Below are 22,739 nucleotides of genomic sequence, written 5' to 3' on the forward strand. Positions count from 1 at the left end.
TCGGCGGTGGTGTGGGGTTGTATCGATATCATGGCAACACAGGAGACCCCGGTCGCCGAGGTAGACAGTTTCACCGCCGAATGGCAGCAATGGCACCGTCAGCAGGAGGCGCGCCTGGCCGACCGGCACGGATTCCTGGCCATCACCAACCTGCACTGGCTCACCGAAACTCCGGAGCGGTTCACCGACGCGCCCGGCACCTGGTCCACCGGTGCCGACGGTGTGGTCGTGGTGCTCGACGAGGGCGAGGAACTGGTCGTCGCGGGGACACCGGTGCGGGGGCGCTACGAGTTCGGCGCGATCGCCGAGCGCGACGGGGTGAACGCCGTGTGGGGTGACGCGGTGATCGAGGTCGCCCGCCGTGGTGGCAACGACATCGTCCGCCCTCGGCACCCGAACAACCAGTTGCGCACCGCGTTTCGGGGCACACCCGCGTTCGCGCCGGACCCGAAGTGGGTGGTGACGGGTCGCTATGTGCGCTTCGAGCAGCCGCGACCGACCACGGTCGGCGCCTCGGTCGAAGGGCTCGAGCATGTCTACGACGCACCGGGACAGGTCGAGTTCGACATCGACGGTCAACCGCTGCGGCTGACCGCGTTCCCCGGCCGGAATCCCGGTGACCTGTCGGTGCTGTTCACCGATACCACTTCCGGAGTCACCACCTACGCCGCGAATCGCATTGTGCAGGTCTCGACTCCGGCGCCCGACGGCACGGTCGTGCTCGATTTCAATCGAGCGGTCAACCTGCCGTGCGCCTACACCGATCTCGCGACCTGCCCGCTGCCGCCCGCCGAGAACAGGCTCCCGATCGCGGTCGAGGCGGGGGAAAAGATCCCCTACGAGCGCCAGGGATGAGCACACCGCAGATCAGCACGCTGGCGTTCCTGACGCCGGGCAACTACCTCGACGACGATCCGTACACCGGGCTCGAGGACACGCTGCAGCTGTTCGAGTACGGTGAGCGCCTCGGTTTCGACGGTGCGTGGATCCGGCAGCGTCATCTCGAGCACGGCGTGGGTTCGGCGGCGGTCTTTTTGGCCGCCGCCGCCCAGCGCACCAGCCGAGTAGAGCTGGGCGCCGCGGTCATTCCCATCGGCTACGAGAGCCCGTTCCGTCTGGCCGAGGACCTGTCGCTGGCCGATGTGCTGTCGCAGGGCCGACTACAGCCCGGTTTCAGCGCGGGCACCCCACCGCACGCCGATCTCATCGGTGATCTGGTCTTCGATGGCGACTGGCGCACCTTCGACCTGTCCTACGGTCGCGTGGCCCGTCTGCTCGAGAACCTGCGTGGCGACTATCTCGGCGACGCCGACACCGTCATCCACTCGCCGGGCAACACTCAGCGTCCCCGTCTGCAGCCGCACAGCCCCGGCCTCGCCGATCGTGTGTGGTACGGCGGCGGGAGCGTCCGATCCGTGCACTGGACCGCGGAGAACGGACTGAACCTGCTCAGCGGCAACATCGTTTTCGGTGACGCCAGTGACGATTTCACCACCTCCCAGCTGACCCTGATCGCGGACTACCGCCGCCTGATCGACCCGGCTCGACCCGCCCGCGTGGCGGTCGGACGTGTGATCGTGCCGTTCGACAGCGCCGACCCTGCGACCCGCGAGCGCTACCGTGCCTACGCCGCGAGCCGCCACGACCGCACTCTCGGCCCGCAAGGTGAACGCCGAATTCTGTTCGCGCCGGACATCGTCGGCACCGCGGAGCAGATCCTGGAACAGCTGCGAGCTGACCCGGTGCTCGCGCAGACCTCGGAGCTGCGCCTGGAATTGCCTTACGAATTCCACCGTGAGGATTACGAGCAGATCCTGCACGACACCGTGCACCTGATCGCTCCCGAACTGGGCTGGAAACCGACGTTCACGAACGCGGCGAGTACGTCGGCGTGACCAGCCGCTCGGTGCATCGCCGAGCGTAGGAGCGAGCACAACACCGGTTGGGAGCGAGCACAACACCGGCACGGCCTCGATCCGCGCCGATGGATCGCGACGGTGATCCCGTGTGCCGGGCGGCGAACAATCAACCGAAGTCGCTGCCGCCACCCGGAAATCGCTGAGGAAGAGGGATTACGTCTCCCTCAGCGATCACTGGATGGGTTAGGCGGCGCGTCTGCGCAGGGCGGGGTCGGCCAGCGCGTCGGGGATCTTGCCGGTGTCACGGTCGGCGAAGATCGTGCCGGGTGGGACTATCTCGTCGATGCGGTCGAGGATCTCCTCGCTCAGGACGACATCGACCGCACCCAGATAGGCATCGAGGTGTTCGCCGGTACGCGGGCCGATGATGGCTGCGGTGACATCGGGGTGGGCGAGCACGAAACCGATCGCGAGCTGGATGAGCGTGAGCCCTGATTCCTCGGCGAGGACGGCGAGCGCGTCGGCGGCGGCGAGTTTGGCCGCGTTGGCGGGTGCGTCGATGTCGAATCGACCCGGGATCAGTTCGGCCCGATGCGAACTCGGTTGAGGTGCGCCGAGGCGGTACTCACCGGAGAGCCACCCCGCGGCGAGCGGGCCGTAAGTGATGACGCCGAGTCCGTACTTGCGGGCGATCGGCAGGGTCTCGCGTTCGATGCCGCGAATCAGCGGTGAATACGGAACCTGTTCGGCAGCAGAGCGATTGGCCTTGGTCCGGTCGGCGATCCACTGGGCTTCGACCAGTTCGCCGGGCGAGAAGACCGAGGTGCCGTAGTAGCGGATCTTGCCCGCGCGGACAAGGTCGTCGAGAGCGGCGACGGTGTCTTCGAGTGCGGTCACCGATTCAGGGCGGTGCACCTGGTAGAGGTCGAGGTGGTCGGTGTCGAGGCGACGCAGCGAGTCCTCGACGGCACGGACGATCCAGCGCCGGGAGTTGCCTCGGTGGGTGGGGTCGTCGTCGACGGCGTTGTGGAACTTGCTGGCCAGGATCACCTCGTCGCGACGGTCGCGCAGCGCCTTCCCGACGATGATCTCGGATTCGCCCCGCGAATAGGTGTCGGCGGTGTCGATGATGTTGATTCCGGCGTCCAGAGCCCGATGGATCAGCGCGATCGATTCTTCGTGGGTGGTGCCGCCACGGGAACCGAAGTTCATGGTGCCGAGCACATACGGGCTCACCCGGACTCCGGTACGGCCGAGCAAGCGCAGGTCGGACAGGCTCATCGGGTGGCTCCGATCGTGGTGCGGCGGCGGACGGCCGCGTCGGTGAGCGAGGGCGGCAGGTAGCCCTCGTCGGCGGGGCTGAGTGCGGTTCCGGGCGCGACGATCTCGTCGATGCGGTCGAGCACCTCGGTGCTCAGCCGCACGTCGACGGCGCCGAGCTGGGTCTCGAGGTGGGCCAGGGTGCGCGGCCCGATGATGACGGTGCTCACCGCCGGATGCTGGAGTACGAACGCCAACGACAGATGCACCAGCGACAGGCCGGCTTCGTCGGCGAGTTTCGCCAATTCCTCGGCGGCGGCGCGCTTGCGCTGGTTGGCGACCAGTTCGGGGTCGTGCCGGTGCGGCTGCCGAGTGAGCCTGCTCGACTCGGGCGCGGTCTCCCCCGCCCGGTAGCGGCCGGAGAGCCAGCCGCCCGCGAGCGGACTCCAGGTGAGCACGCCCAGGCCGTGCCGTTCGGCGATCGGCAAGGTGGCGCGTTCGGCGCCGCGAGCCAGGATCGAGTACGGCGGCTGTTCGGTGACCGGCCGCGCCAGGTTGCGGTCCTGAGCCACCCATTGCGCCTCGACCAGCTGATGCGGTTCGAACGTCGTGGTGCCGTAGTAGCGAATCTTGCCCGCGCGCACCAGATCGTCCAGCGCCCGCAGCGTCTCCTCCAGCGGGACGTCCGGGTCGGGGCGGTGTACCTGGTACAGGTCGAGGTGGTCGGTGCCGAGACGGCGCAGCGAGTCCTCGACGGCGCGGACGATCCAGCGCCGGGAGTTGCCGCGACTGTTCGGGTCGGTGCCGATCTGGCCGTGGAACTTGCTGGCGAGGACCACGTCGTCGCGGCGGCCGCGCAGGGCCTTACCCACGATCTGTTCGTTCTCACCCTGGGAGTACACGTCGGCGGTGTCGACGACGTTGATGCCCGCGTCCAGGGCGCGGTGGATGATCGTCGCCGCGTCGTCGTGGTCGGGGTTGGCCCAGGCGCCGAAGTTCATGGCGCCCAACGTGAGTGGGCTCACCAGTACGCCGGTGCGGCCGAGGTGTCGCAGTGTCATGGAGTGGGTTGTCACTTTCAGGTCGTGGAAACAGTTTCGCGGGCAAAGGAGTTCGCGGGTTCGGACAGGCCGAGGTGACCGCGCAGGGTGGTGTGTTCGTATTCGCGGCGGAAGAGCCTGCGCTTGCGCAATTCGGGCACGACCTGGTCGACGAAGTCGGTGAGGTAGCCGGGCAGGACGGCCGGGATGATGGTGAAGCCGTCGATGCCCGCGTTGCGGTGCCACAGCTCGATGTGGTCGGCGACCGTCTGTGGTGTCCCGATCACCACGCGGTGCCCGCCCAGGAACTCGGTGAGCAATTGCCGCACGGTGTGGCCGGTTTCGAGCGCGTAGCCGGTGAGGGAGGCGAAGAAGCCCTGCGGTCCGATCCGGTCGGCGGGCAGCGTGGTGAGCTGGTGCGGCAGCGGGGAGTCGAGGTCGAGGTCGACGTCGGGATAGCCGAGCCAGCGGGCGAACTGGCGCACCGGAGCGCTGTCGGGGTGCAGCCGCCCCTGCAACTCGTCGAACCGTGCGCGGGCCTCGGCTTCGGTGGACCCGATCACCGGGACCAGGCCGGGAAGGATCCGGATAGCGTCGCCATCGCGGCCGGAAGCCACCGCTGCCGAGCGGATCTCGGCCGAGAAGCTACGCGCGGCAGACAGGCTGAGCTGGGTCGTGTAGATCGCCTCGGCGTGGGCGGCCGCGAAGGCCCGGCCCTGCGGGGAGGCTCCGGCCTGCACGAGAACCGGGCGGCCCTGCGGGGAGCGCAGCACATTCAGTGGACCGGCGACGGAGTAGAACTCGCCCCGGTGATCCACCGCGTGTACCCGATCCGGATCGGCGAAGACACCGGCTTCCTGGTCGCCGATCAGCGCGTCGGATTCCCAACTGTCCCACAGCTTCTCGGTCAGCGAGACGTACTCGGCGGCACGCCGGTACCGTTCGTCGCGCTCGGGCAGCTCGGCGATGCCGAAGTTGCGGGCGGCGTTCGGTTCGAAGGTGGTGACCACATTCCAACCGGCTCTACCTCCGCTGACGTGGTCGAGCGAGAGGATCCGCCGGGCCAGGTTGTAGGGCAGGTTCAGCGAGCTGGTCGCGGTGGGGATCAGCCCGATGCGCTCGGTCGTCACGGCCAGCGCCGAGCTGAGCAGGATCGGATCGAGCGTGGCGGCGGGCGCTCGGGCGATGCCGGGCTGCTGCACCGGGATATCCGGGAACAGCAGGCCGTCGAGTCCGCCGCGTTCGGCCTCGGCCGCGACCCGCTGGTAGTGCGAGAGCTGGATGAAGGCGTCGGCGGGCAGGGTCGGTTCGAGCCAGGCGGCCGGGTGGTAGCCGGCGCTGCCGACGTTGACGAGGAAGTGCAGTCTGCGTGCCATCAGGCAGCCCCTTCTGCGATGGTGCCCGGGTAGGTGGGGACGGGCAGGCCGAGGTGACCGCGCAGGGTGGTCGCCTCGTAGTCGGTGCGGAACACGCCGCGCTCGCGCAGGATCGGCACGACGCCGTCGACGAAGTCGTCGAAGCCGCCGGGTAGGACATCGGGCATCAGGTTGAAGCCGTCGGCTATGCCCGCCTCGACCCAGTCGATGATCGCGTCGGCGACCTGTTCCGGTGTGCCGGTGACGATGCGGTGGCCCGCGCCGCCGCCGAGGCGTCGCAGCAGCTGGCGCACCGTCAGGTTCTCGCGCCGGGCGAGGCCGAGGGCGATCTTGTAGAAGGTCTGTGACCCGCCCGCCTCGTCGGGGTCGGCCAGCAGGTGCCACGGGAGCGGGCCGTCGAGGGTGAGATCGTCACGGTCGACGCCGAGCTGGGTGGCGAGCCGATCGAGCGCGTAGTCCGGTGGCACGAGTTCGGCCAGCAGTTCACGGCGCTGGGCGGCCTCGGCTTCGGTGGAACCGAGCACGGTGGACAGGCCGGGCAGGATCAGGACGTCCTCGGCCCTGCGCCCGTAGCCGACGGCACGCGCCTTCACGTCGCGGTAGTACTCCCCCGCCTCGTCCGCGGTCTGGGCGGCGGTGAAGATCACCTCGCCGACCCGGGCGGCCAGTGCCCGGCCGTCTTTCGACGCACCGGCCTGCACGACCACCGGTTCGCCCTGTGGCGAGCGCGGAACATTCAGCGGACCGGCCACGTCGAAGTGCGGGCCGTGGTGATCGACGGCGTGGATGCGCGTGTAGTCGGCGAAGCGGTGGGTGGCCTTGTCGCCGATCAGCGCGTCGGGCTCCCAGCTGTTCCAGAGCGCGCGCACCACCTCGACGAATTCGGCGGCGCGTTCGTAGCGGGCGGCGTGGGCCGGTTCGGCGTCGAAGCCGAAGTTGCGCGCCGCGTCGACACCGGCGGTGGTGACCACGTTCCAGCCGGTGCGACCGCCGCTGAGCAGGTCGAGCGAGGCGAAGCGGCGGGCGACGTCGTAGGGGTCGTTGTAGCTCGACGACAGGGTGGCGATGAGGCCGACGCGCTCGGTGGCCGCGGCGACGGCGGCCAGGATCACGGTCGGTTCGAGGCTGTTGAACGGCCGGTACCGGATGTCCTCGCGGATGGCGGGCCCGTCGGCGAGGAAGATCGCGTCGAACTTGGCTTCCTCGGCGCGCTGGGCGATGCGCACGTAGTGGTCGAGGGTGAAACTCGCGGCGGGGTCGGTGCCGGGGAAGCGCCACGAGCCGCCGAACACGCCGGCGTTGAGAATGTTGACGTTGAGGTGGACCTGTCGGCGGGTCACGGCTGTTCCTCCTTGGCACGGCCCGCCGCCAGCGCGGCGCGACCGAGGTCGGCGAGTACGAAATCGCTCTGTGGGAAGTGGATTCGCCCGACCATGGCGTCGCGATGGTGGCGTTCGAGCGGATGTCGTCGGTCGAGGCCGGGGTTGCCGGTCAGGTCGAGCGCGGATTCGGTGACCCGGATGGCGGTGGAGGTGGCCACGTGTTTGGCCAGTGCGGGCAGGCGCCCGTGCTCGTCGTCGGCCAGGCTGGTCACGCCCTGGCGCACCAGTGCGCGGCTGGTCTGGATCCAGGCTTCGATCTCACCTACGCGGTCGTGGAAGCGCGGCACGGTGGCCAGCGAATCACCCAGTGCGGTGGGCACTCTGGTGTGCAGGTAGCGCACCAGCCAGTCCCGTGCCGCAATCGCGACGCCGTTGTAGTTCGCGGCCAACAGCAGGGGCAGCGATTGGCGTCCGGCTCGGCGAATCTTGGCGGTGCCGCCGTTGGGGTCGCGCAGGTCGACGAGCCTGGCCTCGGCGACGACCGTGCCGTCGAAGACCACCGACTGGGTATCGGAGGCGCGCAAGCCCAGGTGATTCCAGGTCGGTTCGACGTGCCAGTCGGTGGCGGTGCGGTCGAGCAGGAAGGTCGCCACCCGCGGGCTCGGCTCGGCGGTGCTGGTGGTGACGGTGAACCAGCTCAGCCCGGAAATGCCGGTGGCGTAGGCCTTCTCACCGTCGATGCGCCAGTCCCCCGACGGCAGCCGGGTGGCGGTGGTGGCCGGAATGCCGCCTCGGGAGAGGCTGCCCAGTTCGCGTTCGACGGCGAGCCCGTTGATCAGCGCGCCGTCCGTCGCGGCCGAGCGCAGCACCAGTTCCTTCAGTTCTGCGGGCCACGGGCTGTCGTCGCGGAGCAGGCTCAGATGGTTGGTGTAGTTCCACTGCAGGATCAGTCCGACCGACGGGTCGGCGGCGCCGACGCGTTCGATCACCTCGACCGCCTCGGCGAGACCCGCACCGAGACCGCCGTATTCCACCGGAACCGTGAGCGCGGGCGCGCCGATCGCGCGCAGCGCCTCGAAGGCGGCGAACGGAAAGGCCCCCGCCCGGTCGTGTTCGGCGGCGCGATCGGCGATCAGCGCGAGCGCGTCGGCGAACGCGTCCTCGTCGAGACCGTGCACGGTGTGTGCTGGTGCCACAGCGGTCATGCGGGTGTCACTCTCCTGGTCGCGTCACGACCGCTCGGCGGCGGTCGAACGCAGATCTGTGCGGCGCACCGGAATTCACCGGAAAGGGAATCGGGGCGCGATGAAGTGGATCGTCGAAATCAGCGACGACAGGACGGAGCCGTGGCGGCGGCCTCGATCCGGATATTCGGCAATTCCACGAGACCTCCTTTCCACGTTCGGTCTCCGCAATCCAGTATCGGAACCTCCGATGTCACCGAACAAGACAGCCGGTCTACCGGATTCGTTCAGTTTTTCTCGATCGTCGACCGGGATCAGGACGCCAACTGCTCGGGCGCCGCGATGGTGCGCAGCATGCGTATGGCCGCGGCGACAGCGGGCCTTTCCAGGGAGGCCTGCCGATAGGTCACGCCGACCTGGCGCGACCCGTTGGCGATGGTGCAGGCGACCAGGTGCCGGTACTCCGGTGGCACCGACATCTCCGGTACCACCGCCACGCCCAGCCCGTGGTCGACGATCTCGGCCATCCCGGCGAAGGTGCCGCTGCGATGCTCGATCCGCGGGGCGAACCCGGCCTCACGGCAGGCGTACATCACCGACACGATCGACGGCGCGCCGTCGCGGGCGGCGATCCAGTCGGCGTCGCGCACCGCGGACAAGCCCTGCTGGCGGGCCCGTTCCCGCAGGCCGGGTGGGGCGAGCAGCACGAGCGGATCGTCGAACAGGAACTCCGAGGACAGCCCGAGCGGCAGATCCCGAGCCCGGAACGAGTACGAATAGGTGATCGCGATGTCGACCTCCTGCTGGCGTACCGCGGGCACCGCATCCACCGGGATCAGGTCGACCACCTGTACCCGCAGGCCGGGGTTCTCGTTCATCAGCCTCGCCGCCGCGGGCAGCGCGAGCCGGGTCTGCGCGGTGCGGAAGGTGGCCAGGGTGAGTACACCGGTGATGGCCTCGGCGGTGGCGGCCACCGCGCTCTCGGCTTCCTCGAGCGCGGTGATGATCCGCGAGGTGTAGTCCACCAGCACCCGACCCGCGTGGGTCAGGCGCAACACCCGGCCTTCACGGCGGGTGAGCACCGCGCCCACTTCCTCTTCGAGAATGCGCAACTGTTGCGAGACCGCCGAGGTAGTGATCCCGTGCAATTCCGATACGGCGGTCATGGTGGTTCGCTCGGCGAGATCGCGCAACAGGACAAGGCGTCGAATGTCGTACATGAATTCCTCGCTTCGACCGGTTGGCGTCCGGATTCGCCCATCATCCGCAGTAGCGACATTCCAGGAAATCCTTACGATCAGAGCGATTCTGTGCAGCTTCGCTTCGCTGATCACGCCACCACGGCGTCGACGGCGACGGGCGTGCCCGTACCGACCGGTACCGCTTCGAGCAGCCGTCGGGTGTAGTCCTGGGTGGGGTTCTCGAAAACATCGGTGACAGCACCGGATTCGACCACCGAACCCGCGCGCATCACCGTCACCTCGTCCGCGACCAGCCGCACCACACCCAGGTCGTGGGTGATGAACAGGTACGTCAGGCCCTGCTGATGCTGGAGATCGACCAGCAAACGCAGGATCTGCGCCTGCACCGAGACATCGAGAGCCGAGACCGCCTCGTCGAGGACCAGCACGCGCGGTCCGGCGGCGAGCGCGCGGGCCACAGCGACGCGTTGACGCTGACCACCCGAGAGTTCGGCAGGCTTGCGCGCCAAATGCTCTCGCGACAGGGCGACCTCGTCGAGCAGTTCGCGCACCCGATCGCTGCGTCGTGGCCCACGCGGGAGCAGGCCGAGTGCGACGAGCGGTTCGGCGATGATCTGCTCCACGGTGAACTTCGGGTCGAGCGACGAATACGGGTTCTGATATACGAACTGGATCTCGCGACGGATCGGACGAAGTTTCCCGCGTGAGAGCCCGTCGATGCGGGCGCCGTCGAACCACACCTGCCCCGAGTCCGGTGAAGTGAAGCCCGCGGCAATTCGGGCGACGGTCGACTTGCCCGCCCCTGATTCCCCCACCAGCGCGTGCGTTGTTCCCGCGCGGACGGCCAGGGAGACGTTGTCGACCGCGCGCACACCACCGTGCGCGAAGGTCTTGGTCAGTTCCCGGACCTCGAGCAGTGGCCTGGTCGCTTTCGGCACAGGCGTCGCCCGGCGCGGCGACGAGCTGATGGCCGTCGCTGCCGACCGCGCACGCACGGCCGACGATCCGGTCCCTGTCGACGAAACCGATTCTCCGGGAACCGACGCCGGGCCGCAGACGGACGGGCCACCTGGTTCGATACGGGGCTCGGTGCTCGTCAGGCGGGTGCTCTGCTGGGTGGGCGCCGCCGCGACCAGTCGGCGCGTGTAGTCGTGTCGGGGATCGGCCAGGATGCGGCCGGCCGGGCCCTCTTCGACGATGCGGCCGTGCTGCATCACGATCAGGCGGTCGGATCGTTCGGCGGCCACGCCCAGGTCGTGGGTGACCAGCAGAACACCGAGGCCGAGGGTGTCGCGCAGGTGGGCGAGGTGGTCGAGGATCACCTTCTGCACGGTGACATCCAGGGCCGAGGTCGGCTCGTCGGCCACCAGCAGCGCGGGGTCGTTGGCCAGCGCGATAGCGATGAGCACCCGCTGTTTCATGCCGCCGGACAGTTCGTGCGGGTACTGCCGGTACACCCGTTCCGGCTCGCGCAATCCCGCCGTGGCCAGTTTCGCCACCGCGAGGTCGCGCCCCGGCCCGGATTCGACGCGCCGGTGCAGTCGCAATGCCTCGAGCACCTGGGTGCCGACCCGTTTGACCGGGTTCAGCGAGGTGCCGGGGTCCTGGGGCACGAAACCGACGAACGGGCCGCGCAATCGGGCGAGTTTACGGTCGTTCCAGGACGCGGTGTCGTGCCCGTTCAACGCCAGTGCCGTGGCCTCGACCCGCGCCGATGGGGGCAACAGATGCAGCGCGGCATGGATGGTGGTGCTCTTGCCGGACCCGGATTCGCCCACGATCGAGACGAATTCGCCCCGGCCCACCGTCAGCGACACACCGTCGACCGCGGCCTGCCCGTCCGCGCCGCGGACGCGGTAGCGCACGGACAGGTCCTCGATCCGCAGCAGGGTTTCCTTCTCGCTCATCGCTTCTCTCCCAACGCTCGCCCGATTCGATTGGTGGACAGCACGACCACGGCGATCACGATGCCGGGCAGCAGCGAGATCCACGGGTAGGTGGCCAGAAAGTCCCTGCCCTCGGAGACCGCGAGGCCCCATTCCGGGTCCGGCGGCGGTGCGCCGTAGCCGAGGAAGCCCAGCGCCGCCACGGCCAGCACCGCCGTGCCGCATTCGAGCGCGGCCAGTGACAGCACCGCCGAGACCGAGTTCGGCAGCACGTGCCGCACCACGACCCGTCCGAAACCGGCCCCGGACCCGTACGCCGCCTCGACGTAGTCGGTGCCCGCGACCTTGAGCACCTCCGAGCGCATCACCCGCGCGAACGCCGCCACCGCCGAGATGCCGACGGCGACAGCGATATTCACTGTGCCGTAGCCCAGCGCGGTGACCACGGTCATGGCCAGCAGCAGGCTCGGGATGGCCAGCAGGACGTCGACGAAGCGCATGATCACCGCGTCGACCCGGCCCCCGAGAAACCCGCTGAGCAGCCCGATCGCCGACCCGATCACGAACCCCAAGGCCACCGCGAGCAGGGTCGCGGTGAGTGTGGTCGAGGTGCCGTAAATGGTGCGGGCGAGCAGATCGCGGCCGAGGCGATCGGTGCCGAACAGGTGCTCGAGACTCGGCGCGCTGAAGCTTGCGTCCGAATCACCTTCCAAGGGTGCGTATTTCGTGAACAGGGACGGGACGAGCGCCCAGGCGAGCACGGTGGCGATCACCAGCCACGCCAGGGTCAGCCCCGGCGCGGCGGTGATCGCCGCGGTCGCGGTGCGCACGCGATCGGGAACCGTCGGTGCGGTACGGACGTCGTTGTCGAGGACGGTCATGCGGAGGTCCTTGCTCGCACACGGGACCGCAGCCGCGGATCCGCCAGCGGATAGACGAGATCGACGAGGAAGTTCACCGTGACGAACACCAGCGCGGCGAACACCACCACCGCCTGCACCAGCGGCACGTCCTGGGTGCGCACCGCCGTCTCGGTCAAGCGGCCCAATCCCGCACGGGAGAACACGGTTTCGACGATCACCGCGCCGGCGAGCAGGTTGCCGAAGGTGACACCGGCGATCGTGAGCGCGGGCAGGGCGGCGTTCTTCAATACCTCCCGTACCAACACCCACAGCCGCGTCGCGCCCTTGGCCACCGACACCGTGACATACCCGGCGTGCAGTTCGGCGTCGAAGTTCTTGATCAGCAGCTGCGCGATCGGCGCCGACACCGGTATCGCCAACGTCACCGCGGGCAACACCAGCGCGCCGAAGCCTTCGTTGCCGATCGGCGGGAACCAGCCCAGCTGGAACGAGAACACCTGCAGCAGTGCGAGTCCCACCAGGAACACCGGCACCGACACCCCCGCCGCGGGCAGGGTCGCGACCAGGTCGGCGACCCATCTGGTGCGGGTGTAGCCCGCGGTGGCGGCGACGGCGAAGGCCAGCGCGACGGCGAGGACCAGCGCGGCGCCCGCCAGCAGGGCAGTGTGCGGCAGCACCGACACGATCAGCGGCCACACCTGCTCACCGGTGCGGGTCGAGACCCCGAAATCACCGGTCAGCGCGGCGAACAGCCGGTGCGTGTACTGCCCGACCAGTTGCTGATCCAGGCCGAAGTACTCCCGTGAGTTCTGTTTGTCCTCCTCGGAGATCAAGTCGCCCTGCGACGGGTCGAACAGGAAGTCGACCGCGTCGTAGGGCAGCACGAACAGCAGTACGAAGGTGAGGGTGTAGGCGCCCCACACCACGAACACCGCCTGCCCCAGCTTGGCGAGCACATAGCGCGACATCGGTTACCTCGGCTCGATCCAGGTGTCGTAGAAGACGTTGCGCGACTGCGCTTCATAGCCCACGTTGTGCACCCGCGGGGATGCCGCGGTCACCTGCGCCGGGTTGTACACCGGCACGGTGAGCACCTGATCCACGAGCAGGAACCGCTGCGCCGCCTCGGCGGCCTCGGCGCGCTTGCCCGGGTCGAGGGTCTTGCTCACCGCGCTGAGCTTGTCGATCGCCTGCTGGTAGAGCGGGTTCTCCGGCGCCAGCTTCGAGGAGTTGGTGTACTGCGGCGAGTACACCTGCTCGAGCACCGCCACATCGGCGCGACTCTGGTTGGCCACCTGGATGTTCCAGCGTTTCTGCTGGGTGGCGGCGGCGGTGTAGTCCGGGATCGGCAGCACGTCGAGTTTCAGGTCGATGCCGATCTTGCGCAGATCCTGCTGGATCAGTTCGTAGGCGGGCTTGTTGTTGACCAGGTTGTTGATGCCGAGCAGGGCGAGTTCGAGTCGGCGGCCCTGCGCGTCCACCCGGATACCGTCGGAGCCCTTCTTCCACCCCGCTGATTCGAGGATCTGTTCGGCCTTGGTCCGGTCCTGCTTCAGTTCCGCGGAGAAGTCGACGTGGCCGGGCACGCGAGAGGAGATCACCGAGCTCGACACCTTGTAGCTCGAGGTGAGCACCGTCTTGGCGAGCGCGTCGCGGTTCCAGCCCAGCTTCACCGCCTCCCGCACGGCACGGTCGTCGGTCGGGAACCGGTCGGTCTTGAGGTCGAAGGAGATATCGCGCCCGGGAATCAACTGCGGCACGATCCGGTAGCCCTCGGCTTTCAGCGGCGCCTCGTCGGTGTTGTTGACGTCGAGGATCGCGTCGACCTGACCCGCGCGCAGCGCACCGGTGCGGACCGCGGCTTCGGGAATCACCGAGATCTCCACGGCGTCGAGGTAGGCCTCGCCGTTGTGTTTGCGGCTGGCGGGCGCCCAGTTGTATCCGGGACGCTTCTTCAGCACCGTTTTCTGCTGGTAGACGTGCTCGGCGACGACAAACGGACCCGTGGTCACCAGATTCTGCGCCAGCGCGCGCTGCTCTTTGGTCAGCTGCAGGGTCGAGTGACCGACGATGCCGGAGAAGTACAGCGAAAGTGCCTGGAGGAAGCCGGCGTTCGGTCGATTGAAGACGACCTTGACCGTCGCCGGGTCGAGCACCGTGGTGCTGGTGTAGCCGACCCAGTACGCGGTCACCGGCACGATGCCCAGCGCCTTGTCACCGAATCCGAGCAGGTCGAAATTCTCTTTCACCGAATCGGCGGTGAATTTCGAACCGTCGGTGAAGGTGACGTCGTCGCGGAGCCGGAAGGTGAATTCGGTCAGTTCCGGGTTGATATCCCAGGATTTGGCCAGCCACGGTTCGATGGCCCCGGTTTCGGGATTCTGGTAGGTCAATTTGTCGGTGATGTTGCTCGTGATGAGCGACTCCGGATACGAGCTGCCCGAATGCGGGTCGAGGTTGGCGGGTGCGTCGAGCACGGCGAAACGCAAGGTCCCACCGGCGACCGGCGGGCCCGCGTCGTCGCTGCCCGCGACCCGGTTACCCGAGGCCGCGCAGCCCGTCAGCACGGAGGCGACGAGGGTGACGGCCACGAGCACCGTCGCCGCGGAGAATCTTTTCGATGACATTTCGCGAAGTCTGCACAACGACAAGTCCGCGAACAACCAAGTTGCACTTCGTGATTTGTTCAGTTTTAGTGAATCGAGCACGCCACCCGATCGTGAAGCGAAACTTGAATAATGGTGTAGGCATTCTTGGCGATCCGAAATCGCGGAATGTGACGGTCGCGGACTTAACCTCCGGAGTGTAAGCAACACAGTCCGCTCCGACGAAAGACCCACGACCACATGAGGAATATTCGATTCCGTCGACTCCTGGCCACCGGTACCGCGGCCATCGCCCTCGCCACCGTGCTGGCCGCGTGTGGTGGGCCGTCGTCGCAGAACGAGGCGGCAGGCGACCCGGTTTTCGGTGGCACGCTGAACTTCTACGATCCCATCGAGTACACAGCGTGGACGCCGGTCAACTCGATCTGGTCCAACAGTCAGGTCGCCAACAATCTCGCCGAGCGCCTGACCTGGCAGGATCCCGAGACCGGGGAGATCAAGCCCTGGCTGGCCGCGTCGTGGGAGGTCAGCCCCGACAAGCTGAAGTACACCTTCCGCTTGCGCGCGGGAGTCACGTTCAGCAACGGTGACCCGCTCGATGCGGCGGTCGTGAAAGCCAACTACGACCAGCACGCTCTCGGCGACAAGGCACTCGGCATTCCGCCGGACCGATTCTTCTCCGACTACCAGGCTTCGACCGTGATCGATCCGCTGACCGTCGAGGTGGCCTTCACCAAGCCCAATGCCGGTTTCCTGCAGGTGGCTTCGTTCTACCGGGCCGGGTCCATTCTGGCCAAGCCGTTCCTGGAGCGGGATCTCAACGGGCAGAGTCAGGCCAAGAACTGGATCGGGTCCGGTCCGTTCGTGGTGGAGTCGGTCACCGGCAACACCGGCATCACCCTGAAGCGGCGCGAGGACTACAACTGGGCGCCGACGGGTTCGGGCCACCAGGGCAAGGCCTACCTGGAGCGGGTGGTCTTCAAGACCGTGCCGGAAGCCGGGACCAGGGTCGGTGCGCTGCAGTCGGGTGAGGCGCACATCGCGCGCAACATCAGCCCCTACGACGAGGAGACGGTGACCGCCAACGGTGGCCGGATCGAGGCGTTCGCAGTGCAGGGCCAGACCAACAAGCTGTCGGTGCAACTGGATTCGGCCACGCCGATCGTGGAGAAGGACGTGCGCCTGGCGTTGCAGGCCGCCACCGATCGCAAGGAGATCAACGAGACAGTGCTCTCGCCGAGCTACCCGATCCCGAACAGCATCCTGGTCAAGGACACTCCCAACCGCGGCGACGCGAGCAAGTACCTCGGCTACGACCTGAACAAGGCCAACTCGCTGCTCGAGGGCGCGGGCTGGAAGAAGGGTGGCGACGGCATCCGGGCCAAGGACGGCAAGCGCCTGCAGTTCGAGGTCTGGGTGGCACCGTTCTACCAGGTGTCGCAGCCGGTGCTGGAACTACTGCAGTCCCAGTGGAAGAAGGCAGGCGTCGATCTGGTGATCCACACCGTGTCGCAGACCGAATACGAGTCGATCCGCAATTCCCGTCCCGACAACTGGGCGCTGGTGCAGGGCCAGACCTCGCGCGCCGAGGCCGACGTCCTGCGCACCGCGTTCGACAGCACCGCACAGAACGAGTTCTTCGCGCCCGTGCCGGACGCGAAGCTCGACGAGTTGGTGCGCGCGCAGGCCTTCGAGTTCGACCCGGCCGCGCGGACCAAGGCCATCCAGGCGGTCGAGGACCGGGTCTTCGGCGAGGGCTACGCCATTCCGCTCTACGACGAGACCCAGGTGTTCGGCCTGGCGCCGACCGTGCACGGTTTCACCACCGAGTCCACGGCCCGCACCTGGCTCTACGACACCTGGATCACCGGGTAGGAGCCGGCGATGCGCATCTACGTTCTGCGGCGGCTGGTACAGGCGGTACTGGTCCTCTGGGCCGCCTACACCCTGTCGTTCATCTTGCTCAGCGCGCTGCCCGGGGATTCGGTGAACAACCGCATCCAGAACCCGGAAGCGCAGATCACGCCGGAGGCGGGCCGGTTGATGCTCGAGTTCTACGGGCTCGACCGGCCGGTCTGGGAGCAGTACCTGCACGCGCTGTGGGCCCTGCTGCACGGTGACCTCGGTTTCTCGCTCACCTCGGGAAGGCCGGTGACGCACGCGGTCACCGAGGCGCTGCCCTCGACACTGACCCTGACCGGACTCGGCCTGGTGTTCGGGCTGATCTTCGCCGGTGTCGTCGCGGTGGCAGCCAACTACGCGCCGTGGACGTGGCTGCGCGGCGTCTTCGATTCCGCGCCCGCGCTGTTCGCCTCGGTTCCCACCTTCGTGGTCGGTGTGCTGGTGCTGCAATATCTTTCGTTCCGCTGGCACCTGATCCCCTCGGTCGACGACGGCACGGTGCTCGCGCTCATCGCGCCCGCCGCGACATTGGGGCTGATCGTGGCCGCACCACTGGCCCAGGTGTTCGCCACCTCGGTGCGCACGACCCGGCAGCGACCGTTCGTGCACGTGGTGGCGGCCAGGGGCGCGGGCGAGGGCTACATCTTCCGCAAGGATGTGCTGCGCAATTCGTCGCTGCCGGTGCTCACGCTGCTCGGGCTGGCCTTCGGTGAGCTGATCGCCGGTGCGGTGGTGACCGAGTCGGTGTACGCGCGTCAGGGCATCGGCCAGCTCACCGTCGGCGCGGTCGACACCCAGGACCTGCCGGTGGTGCAGGGCGTGGTGTTGCTCTCGACGCTGGCCTATGTGCTGGTGAATCTCGCGGTGGACCTGGCCTATCCGTTCATCGATCCGCGGGTGCTGGTGGACGGTCGCACGCACCGGGTCACCCGGTCGCGGTCGGCAGTACGCAAGCAGGCCACCGTCTCCGTTCCGGTCGTCGCGGCGGTGCCGCGTCGACTGCCTGCCGAGGTGGCGATGCCATGACGACACTCGACAAGATCGAAGCTGTTCCGGCCCAGCCTGATTCGACGAACCCTGCGGTTCGGGCATGGTCCGCGCTGCGATGGACCCGTCGGCACTGGACGGTCGCGCTGGCATTGCTGGTGGTCGTCACCATCCTGGCGTGGGCGATCGTGCCGCAGCTGTTCACCGGTTACGACCCGCTCGCGGTGAATCCGGCCCAGAAGCTGAAGCCGCCCTCGGGCGAACACTGGTTCGGCACCGATCAGCTCGGCCGGGATCTCTACGCGCGCATCGTCTACGGCGCGCGGGCCTCACTGTTGGGCTCGGCGATCGCCGTCGGTGTCGGTGTGCTCGTCGGCTCCCTGCTCGGCGCGGTCGCGGGCTGGTTCGCCGGGTTCCCCGACAGCGCGGTGATGCGGCTCATCGACGTGGTGCTGTCGATTCCTGGCTTCCTGCTGGCCATCACCATCGTGGTGCTGCTCGGTTTCGGAGTGTGGCAGGCGGGGATCGCGGTCGGGCTCACCTCGTCGGCGACCTTCGCGCGACTCATCCGCTCGGAGGTGGTCAAGGCCCGCACGAGCACCTACGTCGAGGCGGCCACCACCAGCGGGGCCTCGACCGGCGCGATTCTCCTGCGACACGTGATCCCCAATTCGATCGCGCCGACCGTCTCGCTGGTCACCGTGCAGTTCGGCATCGCGATCATCTGGATCGCCTCGCTGAGCTTCCTCGGGCTCGGTGCGCAGCCGCCGGACCCGGAATGGGGCCGGCTGGTCTCCGACGGGCGCAACTACATCGCCACACGCGGCTGGCTGACGCTGTGGCCGGGGCTCACCATCGTGGTGATGGTGCTGGCGACCAATCACCTGTCCCGCCATCTCTCCAGGAGGGGCTCCGTATGAGCGTCGTCCACGAAATATCAACGCCTACAAAAGCAGTCGAGGTGCGGCCGGTGCTGCGCGTAGCGAACCTGCGCGTGGGCTACCGGGTGGACGACCGGGTCTCCCCGGTGGTGCGCGACGTCTCCTTCGACGTCCCGCCCGGCACCGTGCTGGCGCTGGTCGGCGAGTCCGGTTCGGGCAAGACCACCACCGCCCACGCCGTGCTCGGGCTGCTGCCCGGCAACGGCGAGGTCACCGGCGGCACCATCACCTTCCGCGACCAGGTCCTCACCGAGCTGAGCGCGAAAGGGTGGCGCGCGATCCGGGGGCGCGCGATCAGCCTGATCCCGCAGGATCCGACGGTCTCGCTCGACCCGGTGCGCCGGGTCGGACACCAGGTCGAGGATGTGCTGCGGCTGCACACCGAGCTCGATGCCGACGCTCGCCGCGAACGCGTGCACGAACTGTTCGAACTGGTCGGCTTCACCGACGTCGAGCGCCGCTATCGCCAGTACCCGCACGAACTCTCGGGCGGTATGCGCCAGCGGGTACTCATCGCCGCCGCGGTCGCGGCCGAACCGGATCTGATCATCGCCGACGAGCCGACCTCGGCGCTGGACGCGACGGTGCAGAAACAGGTGCTCGACCTGCTCGACGAAGTCCGGCAGCGCACGGGGACCAGCGTGGTGCTGGTGACCCACGATCTCGGCGTGGCCGCCGATCGCTCCGACCTGATCGGCGTGCTGCACCAGGGCGAGCTGGTCGAGTTCGGGCCGACCGCGCAGCTGGTCGCCGACCCGCAGCACGCCTACACCCGGCGACTGCTCGACAGCGTGCCGTCGCGGCGGCCGTGGGTCCGCGACCGCACGCCGGTCGCGGTCGGCACCGAGACGGTCATCGAGGTCGACGAGCTGCGCAAGGACTACGGCGGCGTACCCGCCGTCGACGGCATCTCGTTCCGGGTGCGACGCGGCGAAACCTATTCCATCGTGGGCGAATCCGGCAGCGGGAAGTCGACGACGGCGCGGGTGCTCACCGGGCTCACCGAGGCGGACTCGGGTCGGGTCACACTGCTCGGTACCGACATCACCCGGCTGAGCCGCCGGGAGTTCCGTCCGCTGCGCCGCGACGTGCAGATCGTGTACCAGAACCCGTATTCCTCGTTCGATCCGCGCTTCGACGTCTACGACGTGGTGGACGAGCCGCTGCGCTCGTTCGAGCCGCGCCGTGGGCTGCGCCGCGGCAGGCCGAATCGGGATCGGGTGGTGGCCGCGCTCGAGGCCGCCGCCCTGCCCGCCGATTTCGTCGACCGGCATCCGCGCGAATTGTCGGGCGGGCAACGTCAGCGGGTGGCCATCGCTCGCGCGCTGGTGCTCGAGCCGAAGGTGATCGTGCTCGACGAGCCCATCTCGGCGCTGGACGTCTCGGTCGCGGCGCAGATCCTCGACCTGCTGCGCGGCCTGCAGGAAGAACGCGGGCTCACCTACGTCTTCATCTCTCACGACCTGGCCGTGGTGCGCGCGATCTCCGATCGTGTCGCGGTGATGCGCGAAGGCCGCATCGTCGAACAAGGCACCGTGGACCAGGTCTTCTCCTCTCCCGCCGACGATTACACCGTGCGTCTGCTCGACGCGATCGCCGGCCGCGACCTCATCGGAGGACTGTCATGACCACCACCATCGCGCCCGCCACCCTGGCCGAGGCACTCCCCCGCATCCGGTCGATCCTGACCGAGTTCGTCCCGGGCACGGGCGAGCGCGACCTCGCCTTCGAGCACCCCGACGCGCTGATCCAGGCGCTGGCCGACGCGGGCTTCGGCCGATTGCGGGTGCCGGTGGAGTACGGCGGTTTCGATGTCGACCTGCCGACGCTGTTCGGGCTGCTGGCCGAGGCGGGGCAGGCCGATTCCAATATTCCGCAGATCTGGCGCGGGCATTTCACCACCACCGAGATCCTGCGCGCCGAAACCGATCCGGTGGTGCGCGAGCACTGGTTCCGGGCGGTCGGTGCGGGCGCGGTGTTCGGCAACGCGCAGTCCGAGCCCTCGGCACTGGTCGCCGAAGCGGTGGGCGAATCCGCGGGCTGGGGCGTGACCACCACGCGCGCCCGGGTGGGCGAGGACGGCGTGCGCGGGGTCTCGGGCACCAAGTTCTACTCGACGGGCGCGCGATTCGCCGACTACATCCGCGCGGCCGTGGTCGACGACGAGGGCACCCGCGGTTTCGTGGTGATCCCGGCCCGGCACCCCGGCGTCACCCACGCCGACGACTGGGACGGTATCGGTCAGCGTCAAACCGGCAGCGGCACGACCTATTTCGAGGATGTGCCGGTCGAGGAGCACGGCGATATCGGCCGGTACAAGGAGTCCTTGCGCGGTCTGGATTCCTTCGTCCAGATCGTGCACCTGGCGAATCTGACCGGGATCGCGCGGAGCATCGTCGCCGAGACGGCGGAGATCGTGCGCGGTCGCACCCGCACCAGTCTGCACGCGCTCACCCAGCGCGCCACCGAAGATCCCGACGTCCTGTCGGTGATCGGCCTTCTCGAAGCCCGCAGGCTCACCGCCGAAACCCTGTTGCGGCACGCCGCCGAGCAACTCGAGGCCGCGCACGCCGCCGGGGACGAGGCCGCCTACACCCGGGCCTACCTCGATGCCTCCGCCGCGCAGATCGCGGTGATCGAGGCCGTACTCGATGCCGCGACAAGGGCTTTCGACGCGGGCGGGTCCTCCACGATCCGCAACAGCGTGCATCTGGACCGGCATTGGCGCAATGCCCGCACCCTCGCCTCGCACAACCCGGTCATCTACAAGCCGCGCGTGCTCGGCGACTTCCTTGTCAACGGCAACGCGCCGGTGCCGGGCTACTACCGGCAGCGCCCCTCGGTGGTCACACCGGACGCCACCGTCGCCGCGACCAACGGCGAGGCGACCGCGGCAGCCGACGCCGCGCAGAACGGCGCGCGATGACCGCCGTCGACCAATCGGCACCCCTGTTCGAACCCGGCGCGACCGGTTCAGCACCGGCCGCGTCCTCTCTCCCGGTACTCGACGCCGTGCCGGGTATCAGCAGCGGTAGCCTGCCGATCGGCCCGACTCAGGGCACCGCGCCGGATATCGAAATCGCAGAGACACCACAGCGTGCCCCGTCGGCAAGGCCCGACCATCCGCTCACGGTGGCGGGCATCCGAGCCGCCGCGGCGCCGATCCTGCGGCAGCTCGCCGAGACGGCGCGGCAACGCGAGATCGACCGCGACTACGCCTTCGCACAGGTGCGCGGGCTCGCCGAGACAGGGATCGCCTTGACCGGCATCGCCACCGCAGAGGGCGGGGCGGGCGGGTCGCTGCGCGAGGTCAGCGACCTGGTGATCGAGATCGCGCGGGCCGATTCCAGTGTGGCGCAGGCATTGCGGAGCAGTTTTCTGACCGCGAACCAGGTGGCGGGCAGACCTGACCTGCCGCACCGGGAGCAGACGCTGCAACGGCTACGCGACCGAGACCTGTTCGCGGGCACCAGCAATGAACGCACGGGCGGTGCCAGCGGGCAGGTCAACGCGACCGCCCGCCCTGACGGCGTGGACTGGGTGATCGACGGCGAGAAGTACTACTCGACCGGTGGGCTGTACGCGAACTGGTTCTCCACGCAGGCACAGACCGAGGACGAGACCGTGCTGCGGTTCACCGTGCCGGTGGATCGCGCGGGGGTGCGACGACTCGACGACTTCGACGCGGTCGGCCAGCGCCTCACCGCCAGCGGGACCACCCGGTTCACCGGGGTGCGAGTGAGCGCCGACGAGATCATCCCGGCGCCGGCGACCGAACCCGACAATCCGTGGCAGGGCTCCTACGCCCAGCTGTATCTGGCCGCCGTGCAGGCGGGTATCGCCGCGCGAGCCCGTGACGACGCCGTCGCCTACGTGCGGGAGAAGGCCCGCCCGATCAAACACAGCACCGCTACCAGCAGCCTCGACGATCCCTATGTCCGCCAGACCGTCGGCGAGATCGCCGCCCGCGCCCAGGCGGCGCGCGCGGTGGTCCTGCTGGCCGCCGAAACCCTCGAGGGCGTCCGCGGGCGCACCGGCGACGATGCCCGCGCTGCGGGTGCGGCGGCGGCGGTCGAGGTGGCCCAGGCGGGCGTGATCGCCATCGAATCCGCGCTCGCCGCAGCCGAACTCGTCTTCGACGTGGGTGGCGGGTCGATCACCGACCGCGCCCTCGGCTTCGACCGGCACTGGCGCAATGCCCGCACCGCCGCCAACCACAACCCCCGCCAATGGAAGCAAGCCGTCGCAGGCGCGTTTCACTTGACGGGCGAACAACCCCCGACCACCGGTCTGTTCTGATCCACCGAGAGA

Annotated in this window: 18 protein-coding genes; 8 read left to right on the top strand and 10 right to left on the bottom strand. The window is 68.5% G+C overall.

The genetic code is table 11. The annotated features are described in order from the left end of the window. Positions 1-30: 30 nt before the first annotated feature. Positions 31-855 (top strand): DUF1684 domain-containing protein, encoded by an 825-nt coding sequence (locus ACWFRF_RS04470; RefSeq protein WP_452448911.1) that lies wholly within the window; start codon positions 31-33, stop codon positions 853-855. Beyond that, on the top strand, positions 852-1,895 hold the full coding sequence (locus ACWFRF_RS04475; protein ID WP_452448912.1) for an LLM class flavin-dependent oxidoreductase: 1,044 nt from the start codon (positions 852-854) through the stop codon (positions 1,893-1,895). The genes ACWFRF_RS04470 and ACWFRF_RS04475 overlap by 4 nt, the downstream gene beginning before the upstream one ends. A 207-nt stretch (positions 1,896-2,102) precedes the next feature. On the opposite strand, the gene ACWFRF_RS04480 is transcribed toward ACWFRF_RS04475, so the two are convergent. The 10 genes from ACWFRF_RS04480 to ACWFRF_RS04525 all read right to left on the bottom strand — a co-directional run bounded on the left by ACWFRF_RS04480 (position 2,103) and on the right by ACWFRF_RS04525 (position 14,619). Next, positions 2,103-3,140, bottom strand: a complete 1,038-nt coding sequence (locus tag ACWFRF_RS04480) for an aldo/keto reductase (protein ID WP_387448220.1) — start codon at positions 3,138-3,140, stop codon at positions 2,103-2,105. Further along, positions 3,137-4,180 (bottom strand): aldo/keto reductase, encoded by a 1,044-nt coding sequence (locus tag ACWFRF_RS04485; RefSeq protein ID WP_452448913.1) that lies wholly within the window; start codon positions 4,178-4,180, stop codon positions 3,137-3,139. The genes ACWFRF_RS04480 and ACWFRF_RS04485 overlap by 4 nt, the downstream gene beginning before the upstream one ends. Before the next feature lie 17 nt (positions 4,181-4,197). After that, entirely contained in the window at positions 4,198-5,535 is a 1,338-nt protein-coding gene (locus ACWFRF_RS04490) for an NtaA/DmoA family FMN-dependent monooxygenase (protein WP_452448914.1), read from the bottom strand. After that, positions 5,535-6,875, bottom strand: coding sequence for an LLM class flavin-dependent oxidoreductase (locus tag ACWFRF_RS04495; protein WP_452448915.1), 1,341 nt, complete (start codon positions 6,873-6,875; stop codon positions 5,535-5,537). The genes ACWFRF_RS04490 and ACWFRF_RS04495 overlap by 1 nt, the downstream gene beginning before the upstream one ends. Further along, complete coding sequence (locus ACWFRF_RS04500; protein WP_452448916.1) at positions 6,872-8,062, bottom strand: acyl-CoA dehydrogenase family protein; 1,191 nt, start codon at positions 8,060-8,062, stop codon at positions 6,872-6,874. Before ACWFRF_RS04500 ends, ACWFRF_RS04495 begins: the two co-directional genes overlap by 4 nt. A gap of 293 nt (positions 8,063-8,355) precedes the next feature. Further along, positions 8,356-9,261 carry a LysR family transcriptional regulator gene (locus ACWFRF_RS04505; protein ID WP_328663220.1) on the bottom strand — a complete coding sequence of 302 codons (906 nt, stop codon included), beginning with the start codon at positions 9,259-9,261 and terminating at the stop codon, positions 8,356-8,358. 110 nt (positions 9,262-9,371) lie between these two features. After that, on the bottom strand, positions 9,372-11,150 hold the full coding sequence (locus ACWFRF_RS04510; RefSeq protein ID WP_452448917.1) for a dipeptide ABC transporter ATP-binding protein: 1,779 nt from the start codon (positions 11,148-11,150) through the stop codon (positions 9,372-9,374). After that, a complete protein-coding gene (locus ACWFRF_RS04515; protein WP_452448918.1) occupies positions 11,147-12,010 on the bottom strand; it encodes an ABC transporter permease in 864 nt (287 codons plus the stop codon). Before ACWFRF_RS04515 ends, ACWFRF_RS04510 begins: the two co-directional genes overlap by 4 nt. Then, positions 12,007-12,960, bottom strand: a complete 954-nt coding sequence (locus ACWFRF_RS04520; RefSeq protein WP_452448919.1) for an ABC transporter permease — start codon at positions 12,958-12,960, stop codon at positions 12,007-12,009. Before ACWFRF_RS04520 ends, ACWFRF_RS04515 begins: the two co-directional genes overlap by 4 nt. A gap of 3 nt (positions 12,961-12,963) precedes the next feature. Next, positions 12,964-14,619, bottom strand: a complete 1,656-nt coding sequence (locus tag ACWFRF_RS04525; protein WP_387448232.1) for an ABC transporter substrate-binding protein — start codon at positions 14,617-14,619, stop codon at positions 12,964-12,966. Between the two features lie 219 nt (positions 14,620-14,838). Here ACWFRF_RS04525 and ACWFRF_RS04530 point away from each other — a divergent pair, with 219 nt between their 5' ends. Genes ACWFRF_RS04530 through ACWFRF_RS04555 form a run of 6 tightly spaced genes read left to right on the top strand, consistent with a single transcriptional unit; the run spans position 14,839 to position 22,727 of the window. Beyond that, entirely contained in the window at positions 14,839-16,473 is a 1,635-nt protein-coding gene (locus ACWFRF_RS04530) for an ABC transporter substrate-binding protein (protein WP_452448920.1), read from the top strand. Between the two features lie 9 nt (positions 16,474-16,482). Further along, on the top strand, positions 16,483-17,526 hold the full coding sequence (locus tag ACWFRF_RS04535) for an ABC transporter permease (protein ID WP_452448921.1): 1,044 nt from the start codon (positions 16,483-16,485) through the stop codon (positions 17,524-17,526). Beyond that, on the top strand, positions 17,523-18,407 hold the full coding sequence (locus tag ACWFRF_RS04540; protein ID WP_452448922.1) for an ABC transporter permease: 885 nt from the start codon (positions 17,523-17,525) through the stop codon (positions 18,405-18,407). The genes ACWFRF_RS04535 and ACWFRF_RS04540 overlap by 4 nt, the downstream gene beginning before the upstream one ends. After that, positions 18,404-20,056, top strand: a complete 1,653-nt coding sequence (locus ACWFRF_RS04545) for a dipeptide ABC transporter ATP-binding protein (RefSeq protein WP_452448923.1) — start codon at positions 18,404-18,406, stop codon at positions 20,054-20,056. The genes ACWFRF_RS04540 and ACWFRF_RS04545 overlap by 4 nt, the downstream gene beginning before the upstream one ends. Continuing rightward, positions 20,053-21,354 (top strand): acyl-CoA dehydrogenase family protein, encoded by a 1,302-nt coding sequence (locus ACWFRF_RS04550; RefSeq protein WP_452448924.1) that lies wholly within the window; start codon positions 20,053-20,055, stop codon positions 21,352-21,354. Before ACWFRF_RS04545 ends, ACWFRF_RS04550 begins: the two co-directional genes overlap by 4 nt. After that, positions 21,351-22,727 carry an acyl-CoA dehydrogenase family protein gene (locus ACWFRF_RS04555; protein WP_452448925.1) on the top strand — a complete coding sequence of 459 codons (1,377 nt, stop codon included), beginning with the start codon at positions 21,351-21,353 and terminating at the stop codon, positions 22,725-22,727. Before ACWFRF_RS04550 ends, ACWFRF_RS04555 begins: the two co-directional genes overlap by 4 nt. The last annotated feature ends 12 nt before the right edge of the window (positions 22,728-22,739 follow it).

The sequence above is a fragment of the Nocardia sp. NPDC055165 genome, assembly GCF_053606985.1.

Excerpts from the sequence above, each read along its gene's own strand:
- ACWFRF_RS04480 (WP_387448220.1), bottom strand. The coding sequence starts at position 3,140 with ATGAGCCTGTCCGACCTGCGCTTGCTCGGCCGTACCGGAGTCCGGGTG.
- ACWFRF_RS04555 (WP_452448925.1), top strand. The coding sequence starts at position 21,351 with ATGACCGCCGTCGACCAATCGGCACCCCTGTTCGAACCCGGCGCGACC.
- ACWFRF_RS04470 (WP_452448911.1), top strand. The coding sequence starts at position 31 with ATGGCAACACAGGAGACCCCGGTCGCCGAGGTAGACAGTTTCACCGCC.
- ACWFRF_RS04525 (WP_387448232.1), bottom strand. The coding sequence starts at position 14,619 with ATGTCATCGAAAAGATTCTCCGCGGCGACGGTGCTCGTGGCCGTCACC.
- ACWFRF_RS04500 (WP_452448916.1), bottom strand. The coding sequence starts at position 8,062 with ATGACCGCTGTGGCACCAGCACACACCGTGCACGGTCTCGACGAGGAC.
- ACWFRF_RS04540 (WP_452448922.1), top strand. The coding sequence starts at position 17,523 with ATGACGACACTCGACAAGATCGAAGCTGTTCCGGCCCAGCCTGATTCG.
- ACWFRF_RS04485 (WP_452448913.1), bottom strand. The coding sequence starts at position 4,180 with ATGACACTGCGACACCTCGGCCGCACCGGCGTACTGGTGAGCCCACTC.
- ACWFRF_RS04510 (WP_452448917.1), bottom strand. The coding sequence starts at position 11,150 with ATGAGCGAGAAGGAAACCCTGCTGCGGATCGAGGACCTGTCCGTGCGC.
- ACWFRF_RS04490 (WP_452448914.1), bottom strand. The coding sequence starts at position 5,535 with ATGGCACGCAGACTGCACTTCCTCGTCAACGTCGGCAGCGCCGGCTAC.
- ACWFRF_RS04545 (WP_452448923.1), top strand. The coding sequence starts at position 18,404 with ATGAGCGTCGTCCACGAAATATCAACGCCTACAAAAGCAGTCGAGGTG.
- ACWFRF_RS04515 (WP_452448918.1), bottom strand. The coding sequence starts at position 12,010 with ATGACCGTCCTCGACAACGACGTCCGTACCGCACCGACGGTTCCCGAT.
- ACWFRF_RS04535 (WP_452448921.1), top strand. The coding sequence starts at position 16,483 with ATGCGCATCTACGTTCTGCGGCGGCTGGTACAGGCGGTACTGGTCCTC.
- ACWFRF_RS04520 (WP_452448919.1), bottom strand. The coding sequence starts at position 12,960 with ATGTCGCGCTATGTGCTCGCCAAGCTGGGGCAGGCGGTGTTCGTGGTG.
- ACWFRF_RS04530 (WP_452448920.1), top strand. The coding sequence starts at position 14,839 with ATGAGGAATATTCGATTCCGTCGACTCCTGGCCACCGGTACCGCGGCC.
- ACWFRF_RS04475 (WP_452448912.1), top strand. The coding sequence starts at position 852 with ATGAGCACACCGCAGATCAGCACGCTGGCGTTCCTGACGCCGGGCAAC.
- ACWFRF_RS04505 (WP_328663220.1), bottom strand. The coding sequence starts at position 9,261 with ATGTACGACATTCGACGCCTTGTCCTGTTGCGCGATCTCGCCGAGCGA.
- ACWFRF_RS04550 (WP_452448924.1), top strand. The coding sequence starts at position 20,053 with ATGACCACCACCATCGCGCCCGCCACCCTGGCCGAGGCACTCCCCCGC.